Raw genomic sequence first — 13,648 nt, 5'->3', positions numbered from 1 at the left:
GCATTGAATTACTGTTTCTTATACTAATTCAATGATCCCTCATTGACCATCCTAGAAATGCTAATCGTTCTAAATGTGAGATTATTAGGGTCAGAGTAAAGTTAAACCCAGATAGGCTAAGCCTTAAGAACACGAAAAGCTCTACGAACAGACATAGATTTATCCTTTGATTCTCCGTCTTAAAAAATTCCATTCTCTAAAATTTCATTGACTTTCATTCGTTCTTTATATAGAACGTTCTATATAAAGAACAATTTGAGAAGCATGATGAATAAACCCATTCTCGGCTCGTTGGGTCGAAATATACAAAAAATGCGTATGGCAAAGGGGCTGTCTTTGTCTCAGCTGGCGCTGGATGCTGGGCTGGCGAAGTCGAATTTGTCTCGCATCGAGCAAGGTGAGGGTAATCCAACTATCGAGACGATTTGGCGTTTGGCGGTGCAGCTGGATGTCCCGTTTGGGGATTTGGTTGCCAGTTTGGAGTCGACCTTGGGTGAAAATGGTGTCCAGGTACGATTGATTGATCAAGGTGAGGACGACCCTCGGGTTGATGTGTATTGGATGTCTTGTGCACCACACACGATTAAGCAATCAGAGCCGCATATTGCTGGGACGACCGAAACCATTACTTTAATCAGTGGTGAGTTGTTGGCGGGGGAAAGTAATGACTTGCGCCAGTTAGAGATCGGCAAGGCGCATACGTTTGCGGCCGACGTTGAACACAGTTATCAAACGGGCGATTCATGGGCAACCTTGATGATGGTCATTACCTATTCCAAACCGCATGACGCTAAACAGGATGTTTTATTATGAGTACAGCGACACAAACCCTTGCAGGAGCACCTTGGAAGCAGGGTGTTAAAGACGCGATTCCACTACTGGGTGGTTATATCCCAGTAGCCATTTCATTTGGTCTGATTTCCGTTCAGTCTGGCTTTAGCGTATTAGAGACTATTCTCATTTCAGCCTTTATTTACGCTGGTGCGTCACAGTTTCTGTTTGTTGCTATGGCGGCTTCTGGGGCCCCTTTATGGCTGGTGGTCATTATGACGCTGTTGATTAATGCTCGGCACGTTGTTTATGGGCCAAATCTCTCGCCTTATTTAAACCAAGATAAGAAGTGGTTGCCATTAATGCATGGTTTGACAGATCAAATTTTTGCGCTGGCTCATGCCCGTCTGCCGCAGCTTCCAGATCAGGCGCGCATAGGTTGGTATACAGGCGCAGCGGTGTTGGCGTGGCTAAGTTGGGTTTTAGGTACCGCATTGGGGGCGATTGCAGGGGGAGAATTGACGCAACGCTGGCCATTAATCAATGATGTTTTACCGTTTGCATTGCCCGCTTTGTTTTTCGTTTTAATTGTGCCTCGTTGCAATAATCGCTTGTGGTCACTCACGATTGCGATGTCTGTTGTGACTGCAGTTATTCTGAAGGTGCTAGGTTACCCGAATGTCGCTATTCCATTAGCGGCTATGAGCGGTGCAGTGCTGTTTTACGCACTTAAAAACCAACGTATTTTGGGAGGGCAGTAAGCATGGGGATGTCTATGTGGTTGGCGCTGGTCAGCATTGCTATTGGCACGTATTTAATTCGTCTTTTACCGTACATTTGGATGAAGCGAAGCTTGGCGAAGAGACAAACAGAGGATGGCATCGGATCCATGCCGACGTGGTTAACCATTTTAGGCCCAACGATGATTGCTGCCATGTTTGGTACTTCTTTAGTGCCGACTCACCCTGACATTTTGGCTTGGTTAGCGACAGGCGTTGGGGTATTGGTTACCTATGGCGTGTGGACGCGTACTCACTCTATGGGCTTGCCCATTTTATGTGGCGTTGTGGCATTTGGTGTGATGACCTTGGTGTTTTAGTTCTTTTTCAATAAAAAAGAGCTGCGAAACTCGTTTGTCACATTGCTGGTTTAAGATGCCTGTTTTTCTTAACCAGAAATGGGAGATGGTGATGTCTTTTAAAGCGCTTTTAGCCAGTACATGTGTTTTATGTACGGTTGCTCTGCCAGTTTACGCGAGTGATGTTCATCAAGGAGAGGTGGTTGCGGTGACGCTCAGCGAGTTACACCCAACGCAGCCAGCGGTTGGCTACGATCAGATAATGTATAAGTTGGGTCGTTTCCAATTTGACCGTAAAAAAATGTTTGATGAAATATGTGAAGCGAATGGGCAGAAAGGCGTTGCTTCTGTTGCTGAGAGAGCTCACCCAAATATCCCGACCTCCTTTCAGTGTGATGAGGAAGTTGGCAGCAATAAGAAGGATATGAAAACCATCGTTGTGGCGCCGAATGGAGAGTATTACCTGACTGATGGTCACCATACGTTTAATGCGTTTTATCAAATGCCAGAAGGCGGTGCGGATTTCCGCGTTAATGTTGTTGTGGCGAAAGACTACAGTGACTTAAAAGACATGGCGCAGTTTTGGCAAGCAATGAAAGAAGACGGCAATGTTTGGTTGTATGGTGCGAAAGGGGAGGCCATTGTTGCAGACCAGCTGCCTAAGCATCTTGGTATTAATAACTTTGCCAACGATCGTTATCGTTCTTTGATGTATTTTTCTCGCGATGTTGGCTGGAATAAGCCAAAGAACCCAGTGCCATTTTTAGAATTTTATTGGTCTAGAGAGTTACGCCAAAAAGTAGATGTAAACACGTTTGATCTAAATTCGATGGAAGGTTATGCCGCGGCCATTAAAGCAACCAGTAACGCGATTTTAGCGATGAATATGTCTAACGTTGGTGGCTCTAATCATTCTGTAAAAGAGATGGGGCAGTTTAGCGAGTTTAAGCAAAAAGGCCTGGATAAACTACTGAAGAAAGGCGGTAAGGTTGATTATATGCTGCGCTATAAAACCAGTGCTTCTGGTAATGGCTTAAGCTATGACTTATCGGTAAAACATGCACCCACTTTAAAAATGTTGGATGCCACCACGCTCGCTGCGAATGTGAGTTATAACGATTACCCAGCCGTTAGCCAAGATGGTGACATTAATGCCATTGTAGAGATTCCAGCAGGTACATCGGCGAAATGGGAATTGAGCAAAGACAACGATAACCAAATTATTTGGGAATACAAAAACAACAAGCCGCGTATCGTTAACTACCTTGGTTATCCGGCAAACTATGGTTCTATTCCTCGTACGGCCTTGCCTAAAGAGTTTGGTGGTGATGGCGATCCACTGGATGTGATTATCTTGGGTCAATCTGTACCGCGTGGAGAAGTGGTTCCTGTACGTCTGATTGCGGTGATGAAGATGATCGATGATGGTGAACAGGATGATAAGTTAGTGGGTGTGTTGACGAATGAGTCGCCATTTTCTGGTGTGACGAGCTTACAGCAACTCAATGCGGATTATCCAAATGTTACCGATTTATTAGCGACTTGGTTCTCCAGTTATAAAGGAGCGGATGGCGGTATCGAGATAAGTGGTTGGGGCGATGAAAAAGCGGCTCAAGCTATTTTGAAAGCAGCACAAGAGCATTTTTAATCTATCTAAGCAGAGTATTGTGTGATCAATACTCTGCTTTTTTAATCGCTTACGCGGATAATTTGCCTACCTACTATACGGTTTTTTATTGACGTTTATATCAATATCTTTGCTAAATTCATTCGCAGCACCCATATCATCTTGCTTCTATACCCTGTACATTGGTCATTCGACCTGTTCATTTTTTAAGGTCTTTTATTGGCTAATTAAAACGCCTATCAGTGTTATTCCCTGCAATGTGGCGTTCAAATAGGAGTGCTAGATGCAAGTTACGTTTTCCGTTCAAATCGATTCCTTTAAGAAAATTAGCAAGATTCCAAACGCGTGGTCTGACGAAGATTATCGTGCTCTTTTGAGCATTATGGATTTCGAGGATGACGTAGAGAAGATGGATGCCGCAGAGCTGCGCGAGATGTGCATGATGTCACTTAATGACCTTGAGCCTGCGGATGCAGCAAAGGCTGTAATGACGCATTTATTTCCAGAGCTGGCGGAAGGCAAAATAGACCAAGTCAGTCACGACATGATGGATGATCGTTCTTGGGAGGAATACCCAGATTGCCTGCTTCATGAGCGCTTTTTCAATGCATATGGTTTATTACGTGAAGCCTTCAATGGCACCTTTGCGAAGCCAACAGGCGTTGAGCTTGCGATAACCGTCACGGCGGGACATGCTGAAGACATGGCGATATTTGATGAGTCCTTGCATGCTTCTGTTGTACGCTTGTTAGCCAATGGGCAGGGCGACGATGCTCTGATCAATCGTTTATACGAAGACCAAATCAAAGGCACGGACTTTCCTGAAGCGCCAGGTCTTGTTTGGCAGCTTAAACAAGTGGCGGACGAAGGGAAAACTCGACAATTTAGTTTGGTGAGTTCTTATTTTTGGATGGAGAACTTCGAGCTGGTGGAAAGTTTCGAAGCGGAATCGCATGCGGATGTGGAAGAATAGCTTAGTGACGAGAGTTAAATCTGACTAACTAAGACAACAAAAGCGGATCAAGTGATCCGCTTTTTGCTTTTCTAGGTTGGCAACTCTTCAGGATTTCGATTTAATCGAGCTTTGTTAATAAAAGTACTTGATCACGAGGTTACTATGACCAGTTCTCCTATCCAAATCGTTTGTCAAAGCTGCAGGACAAAAAACCGAGTGCCGAAAGACAAGCTTGGCAATAAACCTCTTTGTGGCAAGTGTAAAAAGCCCGTTCTTTCAACACAGCCCATAATGGGCGGTGATAATAATTTTAGACGCTACATCACAGACAATGACTTACCTGTGGTCGTTGATTTTTGGGCGTCTTGGTGTGGGCCGTGTCAGCAATTCGCGCCTATTTTCGAGCAAGTCGCGAGCGAGATGTCGACAAAAGCTTGCTTCTTGAAGCTGGATACTGAGCACAACCAAACCACGGCGGGGGGTTATAATATTCGTTCTATTCCGACTCTAATGATCTTTCATCATGGCAAAGAAGTGGCTCGTTTATCCGGCGCGCTACCAAAAGCACAATTCCAACAATGGTTAGCGCAGAACTTGCCGGTGGTTTGATGCAAGCAGGGCATTAAATGCTGGTATCAAAGTGCATTTCTACAAACTTCTCGTATAACGCTTCTTCGGTTTCGCGTCTGTCTGGGTCTGGTTTGACACAGTCGATCGGGCAGACGGCAACACAGGTGGGTTGGTCGTAATGACCAACGCATTCTGTGCATTTATCTGGGTCAATGACATAAATCTTCGCGCCCATGGTGATGGCCTCGTTCGGGCATTCGGGCTCGCACATGTCGCAGTTTATGCAGCGGTCGTTGATTAATAGTGCCATTGCCTTGCCTCTATGCCGTCGTAGTAGCGTGAGGTTGGCGTGTAGTCTGTCCTTGCGATAGATTTCTCATCAGGATGCCCATAGAAGCATCGATGCCTTGTGGGCAAGGGATAGACACCACGTGGCCGCTGCCTTTGGCAACGTCGATAGGGCGACCTTGTTTGTCGTTGAGTTCGCTTAATTGAAAGGTGACATTGCCTTTCGGCGTCATCAATTCTAAAGAATCACCCACACTGAAGCGGTTTTTCACTTCGATAGTGAGAGAGTCATCATGGCTCGCGATGACTTCACCAACAAACTGTTGTTGTTCGCTGATGGAGTTACCGGTTTCATAATTTTGCAAATCCACATGACGATGGCGTTGTAAGAAACCATCGGTATAACCTCGGTTGGCGAGGTTTTCTAAGCTGCTCATTAGACCTTTATCAAAGTGCTTGCCTGCCACGGCGTCATCAATGGCTTGGCGATAGATTTGTGCGGTTCTGGCGCAATAGTAAAAGGACTTGGTACGGCCTTCGATTTTCAATGAATGCACGCCCATTTTGACTAAGCGCTCTACATGCTGAATGGCGCGTAAGTCTTTCGAGTTCATGATGTAAGTGCCGTGCTCGTCTTCAAACGCGGGCATGTATTCGTCTGGACGACCACGTTCTTGCAGTAAAAAGAGCTGATCTGTTGGTTCTTGGATTTGCACTGAAGCGTTACTGCTGGCAATGATCTGACCTGTTTCGTCTTGTGTCGCTTCGTGGGCATTGTATTCCCAACGACAAGCATTGGTGCAAGCGCCTTGGTTTGGGTCACGCTTGTTCATGTAACCAGACAATAAACAACGACCAGAATACGCCATGCATAACGCACCATGCACAAAGACTTCCAATTCCATATCGGGCACTTTTAGGCGGATTTCTTCTATCTCGTCCAAGGACAATTCACGAGACAAAATGACGCGGGAAATACCTTGTTGTTGCCAGAATTTCACCGTTGCCCAGTTTACCGCATTCGCCTGTACCGAGAGGTGAATGGCTTGATCTGGGAAGGCTTCGCGAACCATCATGATTAAGCCTGGATCAGACATGATAAGCGCATCTGGCTTTAGATCAATGACAGGTGCTAAGTCTTGCAAGTAGGTTTTTAGTTTGGCGTTGTGAGGCGCAATGTTACTGACCACGTAAAGCTTTTTGCCGAGTTCATGGGCTTCATTAATGCCAATCCCCAGCTTTTCCAAATCAAATTCATTATTGCGCACTCGCAGCGAGTAACGTGGTTGTCCAGCGTAAACGGCGTCTGCGCCATAGGCGAAGGCATAACGAAGGTTTTTTAATGAACCAGCTGGAGAGAGCAATTCTGGCTTAAAGATTTGTTGCTTAGACATGAGGTGCACCGATAGATCAAAACGGGCGGAGTTTACCTAGCCAATGGTTCAACTCAAGAGAGGAGAGGGGCGTTTAATCGCTTAAATGGCGAGTCTTTGATCTGGGTCAAAATACTTATCTGTATTGGGGCGTTTGGGGCTGCTCAAACGAGCAAGACCCCCTCCCAGCCTCCCCCTTAGCAGGGGGAGGAGCTAAGGGCACGTACTAGTTCCTTCCCCTTATCAGGGGGAGCTAAGGGCACGTTCTAGTTCCTTCCCCTTATTAAGGGGAAGGTTAGGATGGGGTTGTTACTAGTCTGCAAATTCACTACCTCCCAGCCTTCCCCTTAGCAGGGGGAGCTAAGGGCATGTTCTAGTTCCTTCCCCTTATTAAGGGGAAGGTTAGGATGGGGTTGTTACCTTGGCTGGTTTTATTCTCTCACTTTTGTTGATTAGAAGTCGTACGCGGCAGAAAGGTAAACACGACGACGTTCACCGACGAATGAACCAATCTTTTCAGTGAATCCACTGACAGCGTATTCTTTATCAAACAGGTTTTTGATGTTTAGCTGGAATCGCCAATCTTGCCATTGTGTCTGCCAAGACATGTCGTAAACCGTGTAAGGTTTTACAGTTTGACCCTGGCGGTTGATCTGGTCACTAACGAAGTCGGCTCCAAAGGCAATAGAAGAATCTATGCTAGGGAAGTCGTAGCGAGTCCATAAGCCGAGTTGGTGATAAGGTGTGTTAGCAAAACGGTCTCCGTTAGCGTATTGAATGCCGTCGTTGGCTTCTTTTACGAGGGTGTCATTGTAGGCGTAACTCACATTAGCGACCCAGCGAGGCGTTATGTCTGCCATGATATCGAGTTCAACGCCTTGACTGCGCACCTTACCAAATGACACCAGCAAGTCGCTGTTATTTGGGTCTTCTTGCAAGATGTTTTCACGGGTGATGTGGTACGCAGCAAGGTTAACGTTTAAGCGATTGTTAAACCAATAGCTGCGTACGCCAGCTTCAAATTGTTGGCTTTCTTCTGGGTCGAACAGACTGTCGTTGGCTGATTTTTGTTGGTCGGCTGCGTCTTGTGGCACAAAGCCAGTTGAAACAGACACATAAGGCTTCCAGTTTTCATTGATTCGATAGGTAGCTCCAACACGGCTGGAGTAGCCTGTGTCGTTGTAGTTTGCTTTTGTGAACCCTGTTTTTAGTTTGTAACCATCGTATTTTTCTTCGATACGATCTATTCGTGCTCCAGCAAGCAAATCTAGGCGATCGGTGACTTTCCATTGATCTTGAATGTATAAGCCAATTTGATCCGTTGTGGTGCTTTCATTTGTTTGGAGAGCCATGTCATAGGCACTGATATCGTCTTGGTCATAAATAGGATTGCTTAGACTTAGCTCGGCAACACCTTTGGTAGTTTTGAGATAAAGAAAATCGTTTTTCTGATGGAAATAATCACTCCCGACTAACACGGTATGATCGTCCAATTCGGCGATTAAGTTGCCTGCGAAAGTAATACCTTCACGAGAACGGGCTTGGTCACGAAATTCTCGTTTCACTTTATCGCTATTGGTCGTATCAAGGCCTTTAGACTCATGGTATTTCTGATTTTCGGTGTTTTCGAAATAGCGAACGGAGACATTACTGTCCAGCCATGAGTTGATGCTGTGGTCTAGGCGAGCCTGAAAGACTTGTGCGTCCAGCTCTTGGTAATCACTTTTTTCGTTATTATTCCAAGAAGTATCCGCTAAGAAGTTACCATCGTCATCGGTTGGAATGCCGCGTAAACGTGCTCCAGAAATGTATTGATGAATGTCTGTGTACTGAACGGTAAGCGTGTTGTTTTCATCCATGTCCCAAGCGTAACCAAGATCTATAATCTGGTTTTCTTCTTCCACATTGTTACGGTATGAATCTTGTCCGTCTGAGTAAATGCCAATACGGTAGCGTTGTGAGGCATCTTCATTAGCTGGGCCAGATGATTCCACGCTGCCGCTTAAAAAGTCTTTATTGCCAGCGCTGACTTTGAGGGTGTTTTTCTGCTCATATGTCGGCTTTTTGGTTACATAGTTAACGACACCGCCAGGTTCACCCGCACCGTAGATTGCACCAGATGGGCCCTTGAGGACCTGTATTTGCTCAATAGTAAAGAGTTGTGGAATGGAAAAATCACCGAATGGGTCGCCTTTAAGGCCGTCGTAGAGCACTTCGTCTTGGCTAAAGCCGCGTAAGGTCACAGTGGACACATTGTTTTGTGACATACCGGAAATGGATCGATACAGGTCGGTGATTTGTCGTGCAGCTTGGTCTTGAATGAGAGCTTCTGTTACGACTTGAATGGATTGAGGCGTTTCATCAATGGGTGTTGCTGTTCGAGTAGCTAGCTCTGCTTCATCTTCTTTGTAATAAGATAGGGCACGGCCTTGCACCTGAAGCGTTTGTAGCTCTATGTTAGATCCATCTTTAATTTGGCTATCTCCATCACTGAGGTAGCTGCCTTGTGTGATGCTATTAGCGGTATTTTCGGCAAAAATCACTGTAGAAAAAGCAAGCGCTCCACATGCTTGCATCATCAGTAAGGTGGTTCTTAATGTCATAGGTAAACCAAGGATAAATGAATAAGCTGCGTATGGTATTGTTTATGATATTCATTTACAAATGAGAATTGATTTACAAAAGATTCAAAATACACCTTGTGTGTTTTTTGTACTAGGTGTTCTCGGTCTTGGGTTAAGAATGTAAGGAATCAAAGAGGGAGGCCAGGGTAAGAGGCAGAACGGCGATTAATATAAGCCGTTCTGCCCGAGGGACTGCTAGGCTTTTTCAGCAGCTAGTCTGGTGGCTTTAATGTAGCCTTGAAGCGTATCTTTTAGCTGAAGGCGTTGTTTTTTGAGCTGTTCTTCTTCTGCTGTCGTTGCTGGAATGATTTCTTGCTCCATTTTTTCGACAGATTTGGTGAGATGGTTGTACTCATCATAGAGTTTTCGGAAATGCGCATCATCCATTTTTAGCTGATGGATATCCTCTTTGAATTCAGGGAATTCGTTTACTAGAGCATGATCTTCAATCGGCATAACTGTCTCCTTTAAGTATTTACTTTAAGTTTAGGTTAGCCTACTTAAGCGGTTTCGCTCTTGATGCTTGTCAGGCTTTCCTTAGTTAGTAATGGCTTTTTATGAAGGAATTTCAATGATGACGCCTGTCGTTTATGGAAGAGTCCATAATTCACTAGGGAATATGCTTATTTTTGACAGAAAACCGCAGTGGTTGGTGCCACTGCGGTTATGGTTTGGGAGAAGCGTTAGAAGTTTAGTTCGATTCTTGGTTTGCTGCTTCGAGAAAGGTCTATTGCAGGTGAGCATAAATAGACACGAGAAGAGGCGATGCCTTCGTTAACCAAATAGTCTTTCAAGTTCTCCGCGCGTTTTTGCGCTAGATTAATTGCCTCATCTCTTGTGTCTTGATCGATAGACACAGGTGGCTTCTCAAGACCTAAATCCAGGTAGCTTGTAATAGCGCAAGCTTTTAGTTGGCTGTCTTTTTTGTCTTTCATGAGCGCCACCAGTTGTTCTAGGAAGGTGTCCTGAGTGTCACTTAACGCTTCGTCTTCCGCTTCGAATATTAACGGCTCGACACGAATTTTAAGTAGCTGATCACCTGCAAACTGCGCGATGCTAATGACATTGGCGTAAGGAATGAAGGTTTGCATCAAGTAAGTGCTAGAAGCAGTATAAAGCGCCTTCTTAACCGGCAAGAACAAGAAATCAGTCCAGCCAAATTCTGGGTTTTCTATGTCACCAGAAAGCGGGATATTCAAATCAATGTTGTTGTCGCTGTCTTTTAATACGCTAACGGCAATGTTTAAAGGGACAGCACCCGCTTTGATTACGGAGTTGCTTTCTTGGCGACCACCTAAATCAAACTCCCTTAAGACGATGTTTGAACTGCCATTTAATACGCCATCTTTAGCATTAAGTTTAAGGTCTAAATCCAATTGCCCAGAATCAATTTGATAACCCAAGATATTGGCAATGTAAGAAGAGAAAGGCGGTAATTCTGCCTCGCGCACCACAACGTCACTGTTTAGCGTGAGTTTGTCGGCGAGAGGCCAAACGGTCGCATCAGCTTGTAATGTAGTGTACTTACCATTGCGCGCTTTAAAAGCAAACGTTGTGCCTTGATCTTTGTTCGTGGTGTCTAGGTTGCGTAGCGATAAGGTTTCTATGTCCAATGCGCGTTTCAGCATGGGAGAAATGCTTTTGTCTTGGAAGTAAAAGCGAGATTTTCCTGTCGTATCGTAGGCGCCGAGAATGACGTAATAAGGCGGTTTAAAGCCTGTGTCTTGTTCGCTCTCAAGTGCGTTTTTGGCGTCTTCAGGTCTTGGTACTTGTGTTTTTTGAGTATTTTTCGTCGGCGCTGTTTGCGGTTCCGCTTCTGTAAACACCAGGTTTTCAATTTGCTGTTGAGCATCCAACATTAAATTAATATCAAGCGCATCTGCGGTGATATTCTTAATGTCTGCGCCATCTTGATTGGCTTTTAGTTGTTCAACTTTAAGGCTATTTAGATGACCAAGCGCGGGTAGCGCAGCTTTGTCATTTTGTGCGCTGATCAGCTCAGAAAAAGTGAAATCCATAACGTTTAATTGCGCTAAGGATGCATCAAAGTCACTGTCTTGTTGCGTAAAAGAAAGGTTGCTGATACCCGCGTTTTTCCACGAAGCAATACGTTTGTTATTGGTTAACTTGCTGTCTAGAGAATCACTGCTGAAATTAAGGTTAATACCTTCTATACGTGGTGATGCTTGGCCTGCTTGATCGACATTAAGTTGATCTGCTGTCAGCGTTGCCGCACCAAGTGAGATGTGCTTCTCATCGCTTTGAGTGGCTTTTAACCCTTTAATATCGATCGACAGTTGAGAGTTCTTTGCTATCAAGCTGTCGCTGTCTTTTTGTAATGCAAGTGTATTCGTTAGGTTGAACGTGTCGTAGTTAGCGGTATTTCCTGCTTGTTGTACAGTAAGTCCATTGCTTTGGATGTCCGCAATTAAAGAAGCTGTAATGGCTTGTGATGAATCCATCGAAAAATTCACTTCGTTTAAAGCCACGCGTAACTGTTTGTTTTGTACAGCAAGGCTGTCTAACGACAAAGCAAGTTCATTTAAATCTAGCGCGGTAGAGGCGACATTAGCTGTTAATCCGTTTTCTTCATCCTGTTTGATATCCAAAGGGGCTTTCAGTGTTAGGCCTTCAAACTCTACTTGTTGCTGCGCTTGGGCAATAAGCGATTTGCCTAGCTGTAAATCTAGGTCACCTGTTGCTGTTAAGCCTAGCTCATTTTGTGTCACATCAAATGGTGTGCTTAGTTTTACGCTATTAAGTTTTGCGTTAAGGTCTGCTTGCGCAAAAGCTGGTATGTCCAGTTGCATATCTAGCTTACCTTTTGCGGTTACGTCCGCATTATTTCGCGAAACATCAAAAGGCACGTTTAGAGCTAGCTTCTCAAATTGTGTTTGCAGCTCTCCTTGGTTAAAGGATGACTGGGTGGATTGCAGATCCAGTGTCCCTTTAAGGTTTAGCTGTTCAGCAGAAACAAAATGAACGTTAGTGTCTGACAGTGCGAGTGTTGTTGACTTTGTAATAGCCTTGTCTTGCTTATTTAATGGCAGATCTAGGTTGTCGATTTGAGCGCTTAATGACAAGTCTTTAATATCAAAAACAGGCGCGTTATTAACGAGTTGTTGAGAAAATTGCAGGTTACCTTCTAGCTCTAGTAGCCCTTTACCTTCATTGTAAGGGGCAGGCATAAAGTGACGAAAGCTTTCTAAGTTAAGGCGCGTATTTTGAATAGAAAGATCCGCGCTGGCTTGCTCTGGTGAGTAATCAAATTGGCTGTCTAAAGACAAGGTGGTGTCATTTAGTAAGGCTGATAGCGCGATGTCACCTTCCCATGTCAGTGCCTGACCGGATAAATCTTCGATGGATAACTGGGAAATGGTCAGCGTGTCGGTTTGCGCTGGAGCATTCAAGTCCGGTTGGCGAGACAGTTTGACTTGGCTGTCTGTGAAGCTGAAAGCCGGAAGCTTTATTGACCAAGGTGTACTGGTGTCTTCTTCGGCTTGTGCTGTGGTATCTGGCTCCGGCTCTTGTTGATCTTCCGGTGTGGCGAATTGCGACGTATTAATGCCGGCCACGATCCAATCTTTTTCTTGTTGCGCAACGACTAGATTAAGGCCGTCGATCTTAGCTTGGGATATATGAACTGTTTTCGTGAAGAGTGGCCATATTTCAACCTCAACGATGGCACGTTTTAACGTGAGCGTGTCTTGGGTCTTATCGTTAATGACAATGTTTTTTAAATCTATTTTAGGCGGAAAAAAATCAACAGAGAGTTTGCCGACAGTGAGATCTTCATTTTGTTCTTGGAAGTAGTTTTTTAGGAAATGCTCCGCAATAAATGGCGTAACAAGCCAAGTTAGGGTGATTAAGCCAGTTAACCCCGCAAATGGATAAAAGACAAAATGTCGAAAATGTCGGCGTGTCATAGAATAAAGTGCCTTTAAAAAATAAGTAATAAGAGAGTAGTTTAAGCGTCTTCGTCTTTTTCTTTTGTAATGTTTGTACTTTCAGTTCGTAAAGGTAAGCGTAATAAATACGTTGTCACACACATGCCAATAAAGACAAGCCCAATCGTGGCCCAAATGCGCGAAACAATAAAGATCGATATGGCCATTCCTGCCCACATGAAAATGATAGCTCGATTTCTGGCTTTTTTGGGGATGCCATCAGAAGATTGCCAGTCGTTGATTATCGGTCCAAAAAATTTATGCTCAATGAGCCAGATGTGGAATCGTTCGGAGGATTTTGAAAAGCACCAAGCTGCCAATAGCACTAAGGGCGTAGTGGGAAGTAAAGGGAGAAAAATACCAATAATGCCAGTGATGAGAGAAAACCATCCTAACATTAAATATAAAATTCGCT

At 44.6% G+C, this 13,648-nt stretch carries 12 protein-coding genes; 6 read left to right on the top strand and 6 right to left on the bottom strand.

What is annotated here, in order from left to right; genetic code table 11:
- The first annotated feature begins 267 nt into the window (after positions 1 to 267).
- The 6 genes from C1X04_RS12650 to trxC all read left to right on the top strand — a co-directional run bounded on the left by C1X04_RS12650 (position 268) and on the right by trxC (position 5,040).
- Entirely contained in the window at positions 268 to 813 is a 546-nt protein-coding gene (locus tag C1X04_RS12650) for a helix-turn-helix transcriptional regulator (protein WP_137170770.1), read from the top strand.
- Positions 810 to 1,532 carry an AzlC family ABC transporter permease gene (locus C1X04_RS12645; protein WP_137170129.1) on the top strand — a complete coding sequence of 241 codons (723 nt, stop codon included), beginning with the start codon at positions 810 to 812 and terminating at the stop codon, positions 1,530 to 1,532. The genes C1X04_RS12650 and C1X04_RS12645 overlap by 4 nt, the downstream gene beginning before the upstream one ends.
- A 2-nt stretch (positions 1,533 to 1,534) precedes the next feature.
- Positions 1,535 to 1,870 carry an AzlD domain-containing protein gene (locus tag C1X04_RS12640; protein WP_137170128.1) on the top strand — a complete coding sequence of 112 codons (336 nt, stop codon included), beginning with the start codon at positions 1,535 to 1,537 and terminating at the stop codon, positions 1,868 to 1,870.
- 91 nt (positions 1,871 to 1,961) lie between these two features.
- A complete protein-coding gene (locus C1X04_RS18695) occupies positions 1,962 to 3,497 on the top strand; it encodes a ParB-like protein (RefSeq protein ID WP_254682262.1) in 1,536 nt (511 codons plus the stop codon).
- A 262-nt stretch (positions 3,498 to 3,759) separates the two neighbouring features.
- Positions 3,760 to 4,449: a hypothetical protein gene (locus C1X04_RS12630; protein ID WP_137170127.1), complete on the top strand. Its 690-nt coding sequence runs from the start codon at positions 3,760 to 3,762 to the stop codon at positions 4,447 to 4,449.
- A gap of 144 nt (positions 4,450 to 4,593) precedes the next feature.
- Entirely contained in the window at positions 4,594 to 5,040 is a 447-nt protein-coding gene (gene trxC, locus C1X04_RS12625; RefSeq protein ID WP_137170126.1) for a thioredoxin TrxC, read from the top strand.
- Between the two features lie 13 nt (positions 5,041 to 5,053).
- Here trxC and C1X04_RS12620 read toward each other — a convergent pair whose 3' ends face one another.
- From C1X04_RS12620 to C1X04_RS12595, 6 genes are all read right to left on the bottom strand, one after another.
- On the bottom strand, positions 5,054 to 5,311 hold the full coding sequence (locus C1X04_RS12620) for a YfhL family 4Fe-4S dicluster ferredoxin (protein ID WP_137170125.1): 258 nt from the start codon (positions 5,309 to 5,311) through the stop codon (positions 5,054 to 5,056).
- A 10-nt stretch (positions 5,312 to 5,321) separates the two neighbouring features.
- On the bottom strand, positions 5,322 to 6,683 hold the full coding sequence (gene yegQ / locus C1X04_RS12615) for a tRNA 5-hydroxyuridine modification protein YegQ (RefSeq protein ID WP_217494970.1): 1,362 nt from the start codon (positions 6,681 to 6,683) through the stop codon (positions 5,322 to 5,324).
- A gap of 431 nt (positions 6,684 to 7,114) precedes the next feature.
- Positions 7,115 to 9,265, bottom strand: coding sequence for a TonB-dependent siderophore receptor (locus C1X04_RS12610; protein ID WP_137170124.1), 2,151 nt, complete (start codon positions 9,263 to 9,265; stop codon positions 7,115 to 7,117).
- A 216-nt stretch (positions 9,266 to 9,481) separates the two neighbouring features.
- Entirely contained in the window at positions 9,482 to 9,742 is a 261-nt protein-coding gene (locus tag C1X04_RS12605; RefSeq protein WP_110573816.1) for a YdcH family protein, read from the bottom strand.
- Between the two features lie 227 nt (positions 9,743 to 9,969).
- The gene (locus C1X04_RS12600; protein WP_137170123.1) at positions 9,970 to 13,212 is read right to left on the bottom strand and encodes a DUF748 domain-containing protein; all 3,243 of its coding nucleotides are present in this window, start codon (positions 13,210 to 13,212) and stop codon (positions 9,970 to 9,972) included.
- Positions 13,213 to 13,253: 41 nt separating this feature from the next.
- Positions 13,254 to 13,631, bottom strand: a complete 378-nt coding sequence (locus C1X04_RS12595; protein WP_254682261.1) for a YbaN family protein — start codon at positions 13,629 to 13,631, stop codon at positions 13,254 to 13,256.
- Positions 13,632 to 13,648 lie beyond the last annotated feature (17 nt).

It is taken from the genome of Marinomonas sp. FW-1 (assembly GCF_005222245.1).
GTDB classification, from domain to species: domain Bacteria; phylum Pseudomonadota; class Gammaproteobacteria; order Pseudomonadales; family Marinomonadaceae; genus Marinomonas; species Marinomonas alcarazii.
Note: the sequence above shows the minus strand (reverse complement) of the source record. Positions and strands in the feature narration are given on the sequence as shown.